Genomic DNA, 14,666 nt, shown 5'->3' with positions numbered 1-14,666 from the left:
CCATCTCAGTGATCCGTTCTCTCAGCGGGCACGGTCTCTTTCATGCCACCTCCTTGTCTAGGGATGCCGCCTGCCACGACGGCGGGCGAAATTATACCCCGTCCTGCCAGCGGAAAATCTTACATTGCTGTAATCTCGATCACATTATCCGGACTGCGACTTCCATTAGTTGTGTGAGGCCGGAGGATACCCACCCTGTAGCGCATTCGTCATTTCTCACATCCTCTCAACGATCCCTTCCGGTAGCGAAGACTGCACGCGTCGATATGCGGGCGTTTTGCCGTGATGTCGGCGACGGGGCTTCGGCGGCGCTAAAATCGTGTCCCAAGTTTTCGTCAATCGCTGCTCCCGTCCAAGCCGAAAAAGAGCAGATAGCTTGATGAACGCTCAAGGCCGCCGTTCCTTTGCTCATCGAGGACTTACCGGCTTGCTGGTGCGCGACCATAAAGCAGGAGCATCAGGATGATCACCACGCCGTAGATGATCTGGCGCCCGGCCTCGGGCATCTGAGTGACGGAAAGGATCGATTGCAGCAGCGTGACGAGGATGACGCCGGCGATCGTGCCGACATATGATCCCCGCCCGCCGAGGATCGAGGTACCGCCGAGCACCACGGCCGCTATGGCAGGAAGAAGGTAGGCGTCGCCCATGGATTGCGCGGCTTTGGAGGCGTAACCTGCAAGCAGAACCCCGCCAAAGGCCGAGAGGCCGCCCGAGGCGGCAAAGGCGATCATGACGATGCGGCGGGTGTTGATCCCGGAAAGATAGGCCGCACGTTCGCGATTGCCGATACCGTAGACCGCCCGCCCGAAGCCCGTCCGGCGCAGAAGGAAGACCATCGCCGCGCCGATCAGCGCCCAGATGAAGACGACATTCGGGATGCCCGGAATCAACGCGCCGGTGGCCAGATAGCGCATGGTTGCAGTCGCGGAATCCTGTGGCGAGAAGCCGCCTGTGTAGACCACCATGACCCCTTGCGCGACGGCATTGGTCGCAAGGGTCACGATCATTGAGGGTATGCGCAGGTATGCCACGCCAACGCCATTGACGAGCCCTATGGCGATGCCGCACACGATGCCGAAGGGAATAGCAAGCGCAGTGCCGAGGGATCCGTATGCCGCGGCCGCACAGGCCATCATCGCGCCCGTTGCCACGGTCCACGGCACGGAAAGATCGATCTGCCCAAGCAGGATGACGAGCATCATGCCCGTGGCGATGATGCCGAGGAAGGACGCCACCTTCAATTGCTGCAGCAGATATTCTGGTGACAGGAAGCTGCGCGAGTAGAAGCTGCCAACGACAAGCAGCAACACGATGCAGCCAAATGCGGTGAGCACCGCCGGATCGAGACTGCGCATGAAACCCTGCTTCCGCTCCGTTGCCCGCGTCATTGCCGTCTCGCTCACAGGAACCACTCCAATCGATTGCGTACACGGAAGAGGGCGAGCGCGCCGAGGCTGACGGCCGCCAGCAGGATCAGCCCCTGGAACAGCGGCTGCCAGAGCGGATCGAGATCGAAGACGAACAGAAGGTCGCCGATCGTCCGGAACGCCAGCGCCCCGAAGACGGCGCCGATGGCGCTGCCCTTGCCGCCGAACAGCGACACACCCCCCAGCACCACGGCCGCGATCGAAAACAGCGTGTAGGCATTGCCGCTGGCAAAGGCCGCGTCGCCGGTATAGGTAAAAAAGGTGAGGAACAACCCGCCAAAGGCGGCCACGAAGCCCGAAAGCGTATAGGCGAGCAGCTTGCCACGGCGGATCGGCATGCCGGACATATAGGCCGCGGTTTCGGAAGAGCCGGCGGCATAGGCCGCCCGGCCATAGACCGACCGGCTGAACGGCACCCATACTACGGCAACCACTGCCGCAAGTGCCACGAGGCTCGCCGGGACGACCCCGAAGATCCGGCCGGTGAGGGCATCCGCAAGTCTCTCGTTGACGGACCCACCCGGAAAAGGCCGCAGCAACAGGGCGAAGCCGAAATAGATCGCCCCCGTCGCAATCGTCGCTACGATCGGCTGCAGCCGCCCGTAAATGACGATTGCGCCATTGATCGCGCCGCACACAGCCCCAACGGCCAGGACAACAGCCACACCGAAAGCCGTCTCGAGCGGCGAACCCACGACCAGCCATGAGGCCAGGCAGTTGGTGAGAAGGAAGATCATGCCGACCGAGAGGTCGATGCCTGCGGTGATCACCACCATGGTTTGAGCCATCGCGACAAAGGCGAGGAGCACGCCTTTGTTGGCGGCCGTCTGGATAACGTTGGCGGTGAAGCCGGCCGGATGGTTCGCCGTGTAGATGATGAACATCACCACGAATATCGCAACCGCCGTCAGCGTACCCCGGTGCTCCGCCAGTCGATATTCCCAGTCCTTCATAGCGCCGGCTCCCGTTGGGTTGGTTCCGCGGACGGGATGTTGAGCGCGCTCGCGATCAGGGCGCGCTCCGTTATCTCTGCTCCGGCCAGTTCCCGCTTCACCGTTCCGTCATAGAGCACGAGGACCCGGTCGCAGCAGCCGATGAGCTCGGCATAGTCGGTCGAATAGAACAGGATGGCCGCGCCCTCGTCCGCGAGGCGCCGCAGCAAGAGGTAGATCTCCTGCTTGGTTCCCACGTCGATGCCACGCGTGGGATCGTTCAGCAGAATGATGCGCGGCTGCCGCATCAGCCATTTCGCGATGACAACCTTCTGCTGGTTGCCGCCAGAGAGCGCACCGACGGGCGCGTCAATGTTTCCCGCCTTGATGGCAAGCAGCGCCATCATGTGGTTGATGGCGCTCTCCTCCTTCGCGCTGTCGATGATCCCCGCTCGTGTCAACCGGTCGAGAGAGGCGAGCGAGAGATTGTCGCGCACAGTCATCGGCAGCATCAACCCCTCGGTCTTGCGGTCTTCGGGGATGAGCGCCATGCCGATGCCGCGCTGGCGCGCCTGCGCCGGGCTGCCAATGCTGACCGGGCTGCCGTCGACAAGCACCGTGCCGCGCAGCCCACGCAAAACCCCGAACAGGGCCAGAAGCAGGTCGCGTTGCCCCTGCCCGTCCAGACCGCCGAGACCGACAATTTCACCCGCATGCAGCGAAAACGAGATGTCACGAAGGCGGTCCGCCCAGGAAAGGCCTCGCGTCTCAAGCACGGGCGCGGTTTGGGCAGGCCGATCTGGCTTTGGCGGATAGACGCTGTGATACTCACGGCCGATCATCATCTCGATGACCTCCGCGTCGCTCCTTGTGCCCGCCGCATAGCTCGCGACCTTGCTGCCATTGCGGAACACCGTGCACTCGTCCGCAAGCTCCGCAATCTCGTTCATGCGATGCGAAATGTAGACAAGCGCCAGCCCTTCGGCCCGCAATCGCTTCAGCACCGCAAAGATTTTCGACACGTCGGCGGCCGTCAGCGCCGATGTCGCCTCGTCGAGGATGAGGATGCGCGGCTTGCGAGCCAGCGCTTTGGCGATCTCGACGATCTGCTGTCGCGACAGCGGCAGGTCCTTGACGAGCGCCAGAGGGTGAATGTCGGCAGCACCGGCGCGCGCCAGCGCCTCCTCGGCCTGGCGCCGCTGGGCCTTTCGGTCGATCATGCCGAACCGCGTCGGCGGATCGGAAATGACGATATTGTCTGCGACGCTGAGTTCCGGAATCAGCGATAGCTCCTGAAAAACGCAGGCGATGCCGGCGGCGCTGGCCGCAGCCGGCGAGGCGAACTCCACCGGCCGCCCTTCGAGCGTCATCTGTCCCTCGTCGGGAGCCACGACCCCGGCCATGATCTTGATGAGCGTCGACTTACCGGCACCGTTCTCGCCGAGGACGGCGTGGATTGCCCCTGCCCTGACCGACACGTCAGCATTTTCAAGTGCCCGAACCCCGCCATACCGTTTCGATATCCCTTCCATGCGAAAGAGCGGTGCGCCACTTTCCATTGATCTCTCCGGGATCCGTTCCTGGCGACGGGCATCGCAAAGGCATGCGATGCCCGAACTGGTTGGCCTACTGGTTTTCCTTGCTCTGCTTCATGATCTCCTGGGCGGAGAAATTGATCCCGCAAGTGGGGAAGGAGTTCCCGACGAAGAAATTGTCGGATTCGGACTGGAAGTAGTCCTGGCCCTCCTTGAAATTGGGATCTTCGACAATGGCCAACGGCAACTTGACCGACTGCGGCACCACCTGTCCCTCAAGCGCGGCGATCGCCGTCTTGATGGCAACGGCCACCTGTGCGGGTCCGGTTCCGGCTGACGAGCATTTCAGGCCGTCGGCGGCATGTGCCGCACAGAACTTGCGAAACCCGTTTTCGGTTTCGCCACCAAAAGGTACGAACGGGTGCTTGGCGTCGATCATCGCCTGGACGATGCCGGTATCGCCGCCCTGACCGGTAATGCCGTCGAAGGGGCCGCTGGTTGCGATTGCGTCCGCAGTCACCTTCTGGGCAACGCCGTCGTCCCATTTGCCCATGACCTCAACGACGTCGAAGTTCTTGCCCGACGCCTGGAGCTTCTCATGGATGCCGTCGTGTCTGTCGGTATCGACAGACGTGCCGGCGACACCGCGCACCTCGAGCACCTTGCCGCCATCAGGCAGATGTTTGACGAGCCAGTCGCCCCACAATTGCCCGAGCCCCTTCTGGTCGACGTTGACGTTGATGGCGTCCTCGGTGTCGAGGATGTTGTCGAAGGCGACCAGCACCACGCCAGCCTCCTTCGCCCGCTTGATGACGGGCGCGAATGCCGTCGGGTTCTGGGCGTTGACGACGATGGCGTCATAGCCGGAATCGATGAAGTTGTTGATCGCCGAGATCTGCGCGGGCACGTCCTCACCCGTCGAAACGACCTTGAACTCCTTCAATTTGGCCGCAACGTCGGGCTGAGCGGCATAGGCCTTGGCGGTCTGCACCATCTGGATGCGCCAGGTGTTGGCGATGTAGCCGTTTGCCAGCGCAACGCGATACGGGCCGTCCTTTTTTGGAAACTTGAAGAACTTGGTGTCCGCCGACCACGGCGCGAAACATTCCGGCTCAGCCGCAGGCCCCGAGACGATTTCCGGATCTGCGTAGGCAGCAGAGCCCAGCATGAAAAAGGCAGTGGCGGCAACGATGCCGCCAGCGAGTGACTTCACCATCGACATTTCCTCCCATTGGCGCGCCACTTGTTTTGTTCTCCAGCCCGGGGCGGAAATCCTTCCCCCGAACGGCACGAACTCCTGAGGCACCGGCACGCTGGATGCCTGCTTTCACCATTGACGAGGCGCTCTGGTCTCCTCCCGAAAACACCGCTGTCTCTTAATTAGGTAGCGCTACCACATACGATTGTAAAGTAACATTTGCGGATTACAAAACCGCGGATATCCGAGATTTCAGATCAAAATCAGTGTAGTTTCGGCATTCCAGCAGGAAGGCTATTCCCTTCTTTTATGATAGCGCTATCATATCGCCACGCCCAGATACCTTCTTTGTCGCATGAGGGAGGCCCCATGGCCGAGGATTTCGAGATCGTGGACCCGCGCTTTGCCCGTCTGGTCAACCACAGCGCCCGGGTGGAGCAGCTTTACACGGGGTGTCGCTGGGCCGAGGGGCCGGCCTATTTCGCGGCCGGACGCTATGTCGTCTGGTCGGACATCCCCAATGACCGGATGCTGCGCTATGACGAGACCGACGGGCATGTGAGCGTCTTTCGCCAACCGTCGAACTTTTCAAACGGCAACACCACGGATCGGCAAGGCCGGCTGGTCACCTGTGAACACGGCCGCCGCAGCGTAAGCCGTACGGAACATGACGGGAGGATCACCACCATCGCCGACCGCTGGAACGGCAAGCGGCTCAACTCGCCAAACGACGTCGTCGTGCGGTCGGACGGGTCGATCTGGTTCACCGATCCCGCCTACGGCATCGAGTCCGATTACGAGGGTCATAGGGCCGAAAGCGAGATTGGCGCCTGCTACGTCTATCGCGTCGACCCGGGGACCGGCGAGGTCGCCGCGGTCATTACCGACATGGTGCGGCCGAACGGCCTTGCCTTTTCCCTTGACGAAAGACAGCTCTACGTCGTCGACACCGGCCGCACCCACGGGCCCGACCATCCTGCACATATGCGCGTCTTCGATGTCAGCGATGCGGGCGTAATTTCGGGCGGGCGCGTCTTTGCCGATTGCACTGCTGGCCTCTTTGACGGCTTTCGTCTGGACGACGAGGGACGGATCTGGACGAGCGCGCGCGATGGCATCCACTGCTACCACCCGGACGGCACCCTGCTCGGCAAGGTGAGGGTACCGGAGAATACCGCCAACTGCGTCTTCGGCGGGCCTAAACGAAACATCCTCTATATCTGCGCGACCAGCTCGCTTTATGCGGCTCGGCTCATGGTCAACGGCGCAAAACTCTACTGAGCAGGGAGGTCAGCCATGCCATTTGTGCGCATCACCATCGTGCGCGAGACCCTCGCCGATGATCCTTCCGGCAAGAAGGCTGTCGTCAGTCGCAAGGTCGCAGCGGCGATTGCCGAAGCAACCGGACTTCCTGAGCGCGAAGTCTCCGTCGTGTTCGATGAGGTGGAGGCCAGGAACTGGTACATCGGCAGCACCGATGTCGAGACCCTGGGCAGGCGGAGCGCTTAGGAGCCGACGTGACGGACGACATCATCTCCAGGGACCAGGGTCGAAAAACAAGCCGGCGCAGCAGTGGCAGGCCGACGATCGCCGACGTCGCGAAACTGGCCGGCGTTGCCGCGATCACCGTGTCGCGCGCGCTGCGCGATCCGTCCCGAGTTTCGGCCGAACTGCGCGCAGAGATCGATACGGCGGTGACGCAGCTCGGCTATGCGCCCGACCCCAATGCGCGCGCGCTTGCTTCCTCCCGAGCCGACGTGATCGGTGTTCTCGTGCCGTCGCTAACGAACATCGTCTTCGCCGACACGGTGAGAGGCATTTATGACGGGCTCGGCGACGGTCCACTGCAGATACAGATGGGCAATACCCACTATTCGCCTCGCGAAGAGGAGCGCCTGGTCCGCATGTTTCTGAGCCAGCGGCCATCAGCACTGATCGTCTCCGGCATAGACCAGACCGAGAGGACCCGCAAATTGCTCGAGAGCGCGGATTGCCCAATCGTGCAGATCATGGAGCACGGCGACACTCCGGTCGACATGCTGGTCGGCTTTTCCCATTTCGAAGGCGGCAAAACGGCTACCAACCACTTGATCGAAGCTGGATACCGGCGGATCGGCTTCATCGGCGCGCGCATGGATCCACGCTCGCAGCGCCGACTGGCCGGCTATCGCTCAGCGCTGGAGGCGGCGCAGCTCTTCGATCCCAAGCTGGTAACCACCACTCTTACGCCGTCGCGCGTATCACTCGGCGGGCAGCTGCTCGCCGATGCGCTGGCGAAGGCGGCCGACCTTGACGCGGTCTTTTGCAACAATGACGACCTTGCGATGGGCGTACTGTTTGAATGCCAGCGGGCGGGTATCGCTGTCCCGCACCGCATGGCAATCTGCGGCTTCAACGACCTTGATATGATGCATGTCGCCTACCCGTCGCTCACAAGCGTACGCACACCGCGCTATGATATAGGCCGGCTCTCGGTGCAGATGGTGCTGGATCGACTTGCCGGCCGGCCAATTGAATCGCCAATCGTCGACCTGGGCTTCGAGCTTCAGGTTCGCGAAAGTACGACGCGATGAAGCGGCACATCCTCACGGATCGGCCGCAGCGCACAATCCAGATGATACATTAGCGATCGCGGCCCTGATGATCCCACCATCCCGAATTCTGCGCAGTTGACGGCCGGTCGTGGCGCCAAAGATTTGCAGCAATTGCAGCGCCGGCGGCACACATTCTGGACAAGCTTTGGCAAAAGTGCCGCGGAGCGCTCATCCACAACAACCAGCTTCGGCCGAAGCAGGAGCGCCCATGCGATCGCGACGGCTCGCCCGAAAGAGTGTGCGCGTATAGTCGTGCTCCATGTCGCCAGCGCGCAATTGTGCGCGCGTCAACGTTTCGACTGCGCGGGCGTTCTGCATCACCATCAATCGATCGCACATATAGGAGATGACCGCGAGGTCGTGACTGACGATGACAAAGGTCAGGTTAAGCTGACGACGAAGGCGGTTCAGGAGATTGAGGATTTCGGCCTGGACCGAAACGTCGAGCGCCGAGGTCGGCTCGTCGAGCAGCAGCACCGTAGGGGACAGCGACAGTGCGCGGGCGATCGCCACGCGCTGGCGTTGGCCGCCGGACAGTTCGTGCGGGAACCGGAACCGGTGTGCCGCCGTCAGCCCGATCATCTCCAGCAACTCGACCGTGCGGGCATCCACATCCGACATGCGGTTGATCAGCATCGGCTCGGCGATGGCCTGGCCAATCGTGTAACGGGGATGCAGCGAGGCATAGGGGTCCTGGAACACCATCTGCGCCACGCGCACGAGGTCGCGCCGCCTTCCCTTGCGTAGATCTATGTCGGCGATGTGGATATCACCGGTCCAATGGCGATTGAGACCCATGACGGTGCGCAAGACGGTAGATTTGCCCGAGCCACTTTCGCCGACGAGACCGAAGCTCTCGCCGCTCTCCACTGAGAGGCTGACGTTCTCAACCGCGACGGCGCTGCCGAAATGGACGCTGAGATTGTCGATGCGGATCATAAGCGGGCCTCTCCCCAGCTCGCGTCGCGCGCGAGAGTTGGCAGTGGTGTCAGCGGCCCATCGATGGCTGGCAGGCAGGCGAGCAGCCCCCGCGTATAGGGATGTACCGCCTCGTGCATGCGTCGCGCATCCAGCGTCTCGACGATCCGGCCGGCATACATGACCAGTACACGGTCGCAGAAACGCGAGACAAGGTTGAGGTCGTGGCTGATGAAGACAAGACCCATGCCACGGCGCCTGACCAGTTCGTCCATGATCTCGAGCACCTGCAACTGCACGGTAACGTCGAGGGCGGAGGTGGGTTCGTCAGCGATCAGCAGTTCCGGCTCGCGCACCACCATCATGGCGATCATCACCCGCTGGCCCATGCCGCCAGAGAGCTCGTGTGGATAGAGGTCGTAGACGCGCTCCGGCGCGCGGATATGCACCGCCTCCAAGACGTCAAGTACTTTCTGGCGCACCTTTGCCGGCGTCAGCGATCGAGCACCGAGCCGGATCGCCTCGGCGATCTGCTTACCGACACGCATGACCGGGTTGAGCGAGAATTTCGGATCCTGCAGGATCATGCCCATGCGATTGCCACGCAGCTGCCGACGTACCCGCGGCGAGGCCGTAAGCAGGTTGATGCCGGCAAAGGACATTACATCAGCCGAGACGCGCGCATGCTCCGGCAGAACGCCCATCAGGGCGCGGCTGGAGAGACTCTTTCCCGAGCCGCTTTCGCCGACGATGCCGAGCTTTTCCCGGCCGACTTGGAAGGAAACGCCCTTGACCGCCTCGATCATTGTGCCGCCCTCTCCGGCAAAGCCGATGCGCAAGTTTTCCACGTTGACAAGCGTCTCTCTCATGCGCGCCTCCTTAAGTGCGGGTCGAGCAGGTCGCGCATGGCATCGCCCAGAAGATTAAAGCCGAGGCTAACGATGAAGATCGCAAGACCAGGCATCGTTGCCACCCACCATTGATCGAAGATGAACTTGCGGCCGGTCGAGATCATTGCGCCCCATTCCGGCAGCGGCGGCTGCGCGCCTAACCCGATGAAACCGAGGCCAGCGGCCGTCAGGATAATGCCGGCCATGTCAAGCGTCATGCGCACGATAACTGAGGAGAGGCACATCGGCATGATATGGCGGAAGACGATGCGGAACTCTGAGCCGCCGGCCAGCCTGACGGCATTGACGTAGTCACTGTCGCGCACGATGAGGGCTTCGGCCCGCGCCAGCCGCGCATAGGGCGGCCAGGCGGTGAGCGTGATTGCCAGCGCCGCATTAATGATGCCGGGGCCAAGCGCAGCAACGAAGGCGAGCGCCAACAGTAGTTTCGGAACGGCAAGGAACACGTCGGTGATGCGCATGAACACCGCATCGACCCAGCCGCCCGATGTTCCCGCCACCGCGCCGATGATGAGGCCGATCGGCGCAGATGTCGCAACGACCAGCCCCACGATGAGCAGGGTCAGCCGGGCGCCGTAGAGGATGCGGGAGAAGACATCACGGCCCAGCTCGTCCGTGCCGAGCCAGTTCTTAAAGCTCGGCGGCAAAAGGCGATGCACGAGATCGGGCAAGTAGGGATCATGGGTCGCGAGAAGCGGCGCGAAGACTGCGCTCGCCAACAGCACGCCGAGGATGGCAAGGCCGATCATGCCGAGCGGATTACCGACAAAGCGGTGCGCGAATTTGGTGAATTCACCGAGGCGCGCGCGCCGGAGCTGGCGGCGGGTCTCGGCATAGGTGAGGTTGACGGCGGTCATGGCAGCCTCCTACCGGCGGCGAAGGTTGGAGCGCGGATCGAGCATCTGGTAGACGACGTCCGAGACCATGTTGAGCAGAACGAACACGGCGCCGACCAGCACCGTGCCGCCAAGCACGGCGTTGATGTCGGCTCTAAAAAGCGACGAGGCTATGTAGTTGCCGATGCCCGGCCAAGCGAAAACGGTCTCGACAAGCACGGAGCCTTCCAGCAGGCCGCCATAGGAAAGTGCGATCACCGTGACGAGCGGGATGGCGGCATTTCGTAGCGCATGCAGCATCACGGCGCGATATTCGGTCGCCCCCTTGAGGCGGGCCGTCAGCACGTATTCCCGCGACAACTGGTCCAGCATCATCGAGCGTGTCATGCGCGAGATGTAGGCGAGGCTGTAATAGCCGAGCAGCGCTGCCGGCAGCACGATATGGCTCAAGGCATTGCCGAAGACTTCCCACTCGCCTGATAGAAGCGAGTCGATCAACAGCGAACCGGTTACCGGTTTGACGATGCCCTGATAGAAGACGTCGATCTGGCCAGGACCAGACACCCAGTCGAGCCGTGAATAAAAGACGAAAAGACCGACCAGTCCAAGCCAGAAGATTGGCACGGAATAGCCGATGAGGCCGACAAAGCGGATCACGTAGTCGGGCCATTTGTCGTGCCAATAGGCAGCGGCCACGCCCGCCGGCACGCCGATGAGCGTGCCGGCCAGAAGGCCGAGCGTCGCAAGCTCCAACGTCGCGGGAAAGAAGCCGGAAAGGTCTAAGAGCACGGGCCGGTTGGTGACGAAAGACGTGCCGAAATCGCCCCGAACGAGCTTTCCGGCATAGGCGAGGAACTGCTGCCAGAGCGGCTTGTCGAGGCCCATTTCGAGAAAGACGCGCTGATAGACCTCCTCGCTCGCCTTCTGTCCGACAACCGACAGGACCGGATCAATTGGCACGACGCGGCCGATGCAAAAGGTGAGTGCCACCAGGCCAATGAGCGTGATGCCCACGGTGAGGAGAAGCGTGAGGATCCGGCCGGTGACACCGAGAACCCGGTTGATGAGAACTGCCGGCACGAACCACTCCGTTGGCTTTGCTGGGACTGACCTCGGACGCGACCGGTGCCGGAGCCCCGATCGCGTCCGAAACATGGGTTCGGACGGCTACTTGGTTACGTTCCAGTAGCGGTCGTCGGCGAACGTCTGCCCGAGGACGACCCCCTTGACTGAACTGCGTACGCCGACCTTTCGGACCTGCTGGAACATGTAGAGGAAGGGCGAGGTGTCGGTGTGGGTCTTCTGGAGGGTCTCATACATCGCCCGGCGCTTGTCCGTATCCTGCTCGCGTACGGCCGCCATCGCATCCTGCGACAGGCTTCCAGCGTTCCAGCCAAATCGATCAGCAAGGCCGGCGGAACCGTCCGGCGCGTCCTGCTTGTTCACGGCAAAGGCCTTGGCGTTGGAGTGCGGGTCGGGATAGTCCGGGCCCCACAGGCCGAGCCAGATGTCGAGGTTTGACGAGCGATAGCGTTCCAGCCACTGCTGACCGTCGACCACTTCAAGGTTCAGCTTGACGCCGGCCTGCGCCATGGTCGCTTGGATCGCCTGGGCGAAATCCGTGTAGGGCGGTGTGTTCCAGACAACGGTATCCAGCGTGAGCTCACCCGAAATTCCAGCCTCGCCCAACAGCGCCTTCGCCTTCTCGATATCGAGCTTGTACGGATTGTAGTCGATTTCGCCGAGGAAGCCCTTCGGCACCAGCGTCTGGTGGACTTCCACCGTGCCGCGCGAGATCGTGTCAGCGATGCCCTGGTAGTCGACCAGGTACTTCAGCGCCTGCACGACCTTGGGCTTGGCCAGGTGCTCGTTCCTGACGTTCAGGCCCATGTAGTAGATGGTTCCGGAACGACCGTCGACGAAGCCGACGTCCGGGTTCTCCTCGATAGCGCCGAAATCATCCGGGCCGAGTTTGTTGGCTATGTCGATGTCGCCCTTTTCGAGCAACAGGCGCTGCGCGGCGCTTTCGGGAACATGCTGGAGGAAGATCCGCTCCAGGCCTCCGGTCTCGCCGGTATAGTTGGGATTGCGGGTCAACATGATCGACTGCTTGGGCTCCCAGCGCGTCAGCACATACGGGCCGGAACCGGCGGAGTTCTCAACCTTCAGCCAGCCATTGCCGAAGTCGCCATTGACCTCGTGCTCCTGCACCAGCTTGGAATCGACGATGCCGCCGACATAGGAAGACAGACAGTAATAGAGGAACGACGGCGCATAGGTGTCGCCGATCTCGATGACCAGCGTCATGTCGTCAGTCGCCTTGATACGATCCTTGACGTTCTCAGGCGTGAAGCCGAACTGGGTGAGGATGAAGGCAGAGCGCGACTTCATCTGCACTACGCGGCGCAGCGAATATTCCGCATCCCTCGCCGTCACCGGGTTGCCGGAGGCGAACTTCAGGCCCGGACGCATCTTGAAGGTATGGATCTTGCCGTCCGGCGACGCCGTCCAGCTTTCGGCGAGGACGCCGATGATCTTGCTAGAATCGTCGGTCGCTGCAGTCAGAAGCGGCTGGTAGATCTGATTTGCCGCAAGCACGCCGCCAACCTCCGACACCTCGCCCGGATCAAGCGTGATGATATCGTCGATGGCATCGGCGACGACGAGCGTGTTCTTCGGCGTTTCGGCCAGGGCTTGGCCAGTCGCCAGTGCCAGCACGAGGGCAACCCCGTTGATCAGTTTTTTTGCGCGCATTTTTCCTCCTTCAGGCGTGCAGGTTTCACCTGCGGCCGCCCGCTCCCACGTTGCGTTGTTTGAAAAGCCTTCCGCTTTTACGGTCCGGTCCTGTGAAGGTTCCCGCACCGGCCAAGCTGTGCGCCCAATCGAGCGGCCTCCACCGCTCCCGCCCCTCTTGAACTTTAGTCAGGCTAAAGTTTAAGAGGGGCGGTTGTCAATCGGGCTCGTGACAATTTTGAATACCGACCTCTATTCTCCCCGATCACCGCTCCGGTATGATCCGCGTTGTGCCAACCCAAAGTTCCCGCGCCTCGCCAGGACCGACATTGCGTGCACGGTGCGGCAACGATGCGAGAAAATGTAACGTGTCCCCGGCCGTGAGTAGATATTTGCGGTCGCCGACCTCGTAGAGCATCTCGCCCTCGATGAGATAGAGGAAGTCTTCGCCCTCGTGGCGTGTCACATCCGAGACGTATCCGGGAGGCATGTGTGTGATACAGCTGTTGAGAAGCGCCCCGGGAAAACCGCGCTGCAATAGTTGGTACACCCGCTCTTCCGCCTCGAGAGTGTAGTTGTGGCGCTCGCTGGCATGCGAGACCACGGAGTGGGTGCGCTGCGGCACTTGCGGCAGAAAGGCCTCAACACTGGCCTCCAAACTGGAGGCGAGGTTGCAAAGCGAGATCAAGGAGGGCGTCGAAAGGCCGCGCTCTACTTGACTGACAAAGCCCTCACTGAGGCCGGCCTCGCGCGCTACCTGCCGCATGGTCTTGCCAATCTCTTTGCGCCGCTCTCGAAGCGCACGCCCGAGTGAAATAGCAGGTGGAAAAAGAGGGGATCGCTGAGAGGCCTTCTGCTGCACCTCCCGATCGTTGAAGCTCATATTGTCTTTCCGCATTTTGCTGGCCTGAGAAAACTTTAGTATAACTAAAGTAAGCCATGCAAGTTAAAATAGTGCCCGAGATGTTGTTTTGCGCTGCACGCCGACCTGGGATTGGCACAAAGAAATGCCGCCCTTGGGATGTTTCGGTGGACTTGCCGCCAACGAAGTGATGCAGCAGCGTCAGCACATGGGTCGTGGTTGGAAGGCCGGAAATTCAGCACTATCCCTGCAGCACGGCGTCTTCGTGGTGTTAAAGAACAAGCGATGAGCGGCGCGCGCCTCATGAGACGTGCCGGGCACGCTCTGTTCAGCGGCCGGGTGGAAATCGATGGATTCTGGATGACATCTTCAACGGCAAGCCTGCCGAGGAGGAATGTAGCGCTCCAGCTCCGCTGCCTACCGGTGGCGAAAGACCAGCAACATGTTGTTGGCAGGCATCTCGATCGTCTCGCGGAGATTAAGTCCCGCGGCCTCACCCACTTGTTCAAGATCAGCGATATCGCGCACACCCCATGATGGGTTTCGCTCTCTTAGAGCCGCGTCGAAGGCAGCGTTCGAAGGAGCGTTGTGTGCGCCATCGCGCATGTATGGGCCATAGAGAACAAGAAGCCCATCAGCGCGAAGCAAACGGCCAGCCCCTGCGAACAGACCTAAGCTTGCCGCCCATGGCGCAATATGGATCATATTGATCGACAC

The 14,666-nt window shown here is 61.7% G+C and carries 14 protein-coding genes; 3 read left to right on the top strand and 11 right to left on the bottom strand.

The window, feature by feature from the left end; translation table 11 throughout:
• Positions 1-419 precede the first annotated feature (419 nt).
• From I8N66_RS31015 to I8N66_RS31000, 4 genes are all read right to left on the bottom strand, one after another.
• On the bottom strand, positions 420-1,391 hold the full coding sequence (locus I8N66_RS31015) for an ABC transporter permease (RefSeq protein ID WP_291162359.1): 972 nt from the start codon (positions 1,389-1,391) through the stop codon (positions 420-422).
• A gap of 11 nt (positions 1,392-1,402) precedes the next feature.
• A complete protein-coding gene (locus I8N66_RS31010; RefSeq protein ID WP_291162357.1) occupies positions 1,403-2,383 on the bottom strand; it encodes an ABC transporter permease in 981 nt (326 codons plus the stop codon).
• Complete coding sequence (locus I8N66_RS31005; RefSeq protein WP_291162354.1) at positions 2,380-3,921, bottom strand: sugar ABC transporter ATP-binding protein; 1,542 nt, start codon at positions 3,919-3,921, stop codon at positions 2,380-2,382. Before I8N66_RS31005 ends, I8N66_RS31010 begins: the two co-directional genes overlap by 4 nt.
• A 67-nt stretch (positions 3,922-3,988) precedes the next feature.
• Entirely contained in the window at positions 3,989-5,113 is a 1,125-nt protein-coding gene (locus I8N66_RS31000) for a sugar ABC transporter substrate-binding protein (RefSeq protein ID WP_291162351.1), read from the bottom strand.
• Positions 5,114-5,464: 351 nt separating this feature from the next.
• Here I8N66_RS31000 and I8N66_RS30995 point away from each other — a divergent pair, with 351 nt between their 5' ends.
• The 3 genes from I8N66_RS30995 to I8N66_RS30985 are packed head-to-tail and all read left to right on the top strand — an operon-like array spanning position 5,465 to position 7,668.
• Positions 5,465-6,376, top strand: coding sequence for an SMP-30/gluconolactonase/LRE family protein (locus I8N66_RS30995; RefSeq protein ID WP_291162348.1), 912 nt, complete (start codon positions 5,465-5,467; stop codon positions 6,374-6,376).
• Between the two features lie 15 nt (positions 6,377-6,391).
• Positions 6,392-6,604: a tautomerase family protein gene (locus I8N66_RS30990; protein ID WP_291162345.1), complete on the top strand. Its 213-nt coding sequence runs from the start codon at positions 6,392-6,394 to the stop codon at positions 6,602-6,604.
• A gap of 8 nt (positions 6,605-6,612) precedes the next feature.
• A complete protein-coding gene (locus I8N66_RS30985; protein WP_291162342.1) occupies positions 6,613-7,668 on the top strand; it encodes a LacI family DNA-binding transcriptional regulator in 1,056 nt (351 codons plus the stop codon).
• 189 nt (positions 7,669-7,857) lie between these two features.
• On the opposite strand, the gene I8N66_RS30980 is transcribed toward I8N66_RS30985, so the two are convergent.
• The 7 genes from I8N66_RS30980 to I8N66_RS30950 all read right to left on the bottom strand — a co-directional run.
• Positions 7,858-8,628 (bottom strand): ABC transporter ATP-binding protein, encoded by a 771-nt coding sequence (locus I8N66_RS30980; RefSeq protein WP_291162339.1) that lies wholly within the window; start codon positions 8,626-8,628, stop codon positions 7,858-7,860.
• Positions 8,625-9,476, bottom strand: coding sequence for an ABC transporter ATP-binding protein (locus I8N66_RS30975; protein WP_291162336.1), 852 nt, complete (start codon positions 9,474-9,476; stop codon positions 8,625-8,627). The genes I8N66_RS30980 and I8N66_RS30975 overlap by 4 nt, the downstream gene beginning before the upstream one ends.
• Positions 9,473-10,375, bottom strand: coding sequence for a nickel transporter permease (gene nikC, locus I8N66_RS30970; protein ID WP_113536229.1), 903 nt, complete (start codon positions 10,373-10,375; stop codon positions 9,473-9,475). The genes I8N66_RS30975 and nikC overlap by 4 nt, the downstream gene beginning before the upstream one ends.
• 9 nt (positions 10,376-10,384) lie before the next feature.
• Complete coding sequence (locus I8N66_RS30965; protein WP_291162332.1) at positions 10,385-11,434, bottom strand: ABC transporter permease; 1,050 nt, start codon at positions 11,432-11,434, stop codon at positions 10,385-10,387.
• Positions 11,435-11,521: 87 nt separating this feature from the next.
• On the bottom strand, positions 11,522-13,108 hold the full coding sequence (locus I8N66_RS30960; RefSeq protein WP_291162329.1) for an ABC transporter substrate-binding protein: 1,587 nt from the start codon (positions 13,106-13,108) through the stop codon (positions 11,522-11,524).
• 244 nt (positions 13,109-13,352) lie between these two features.
• Entirely contained in the window at positions 13,353-13,970 is a 618-nt protein-coding gene (locus tag I8N66_RS30955; protein WP_291162326.1) for a cupin domain-containing protein, read from the bottom strand.
• A gap of 396 nt (positions 13,971-14,366) precedes the next feature.
• On the bottom strand, positions 14,367-14,666 hold a 300-nt coding region (locus tag I8N66_RS30950), incomplete at its 5' end, for a DUF938 domain-containing protein (RefSeq protein WP_291162323.1).

Origin of the sequence: Ensifer sp. SSB1, from assembly GCF_016652895.1 — a bacterium.
GTDB lineage: Bacteria > Pseudomonadota > Alphaproteobacteria > Rhizobiales > Rhizobiaceae > Ensifer.
This window is presented reverse-complemented; position numbering and strand designations above follow the sequence as displayed.

What these genes read in the sequence shown, in the direction of transcription:
- I8N66_RS31015 (WP_291162359.1), bottom strand. Translation starts at nt 1,391, where the DNA reads ATGACGCGGGCAACGGAGCGGAAGCAGGGTTTCATGCGCAGTCTCGAT.
- I8N66_RS31010 (WP_291162357.1), bottom strand. Translation starts at nt 2,383, where the DNA reads ATGAAGGACTGGGAATATCGACTGGCGGAGCACCGGGGTACGCTGACG.
- I8N66_RS31005 (WP_291162354.1), bottom strand. Translation starts at nt 3,921, where the DNA reads ATGGAAAGTGGCGCACCGCTCTTTCGCATGGAAGGGATATCGAAACGG.
- I8N66_RS31000 (WP_291162351.1), bottom strand. Translation starts at nt 5,113, where the DNA reads ATGGTGAAGTCACTCGCTGGCGGCATCGTTGCCGCCACTGCCTTTTTC.
- I8N66_RS30995 (WP_291162348.1), top strand. Translation starts at nt 5,465, where the DNA reads ATGGCCGAGGATTTCGAGATCGTGGACCCGCGCTTTGCCCGTCTGGTC.
- I8N66_RS30990 (WP_291162345.1), top strand. Translation starts at nt 6,392, where the DNA reads ATGCCATTTGTGCGCATCACCATCGTGCGCGAGACCCTCGCCGATGAT.
- I8N66_RS30980 (WP_291162339.1), bottom strand. Translation starts at nt 8,628, where the DNA reads ATGATCCGCATCGACAATCTCAGCGTCCATTTCGGCAGCGCCGTCGCG.
- I8N66_RS30975 (WP_291162336.1), bottom strand. Translation starts at nt 9,476, where the DNA reads ATGAGAGAGACGCTTGTCAACGTGGAAAACTTGCGCATCGGCTTTGCC.
- nikC (WP_113536229.1), bottom strand. Translation starts at nt 10,375, where the DNA reads ATGACCGCCGTCAACCTCACCTATGCCGAGACCCGCCGCCAGCTCCGG.
- I8N66_RS30960 (WP_291162329.1), bottom strand. Translation starts at nt 13,108, where the DNA reads ATGCGCGCAAAAAAACTGATCAACGGGGTTGCCCTCGTGCTGGCACTG.
- I8N66_RS30955 (WP_291162326.1), bottom strand. Translation starts at nt 13,970, where the DNA reads ATGAGCTTCAACGATCGGGAGGTGCAGCAGAAGGCCTCTCAGCGATCC.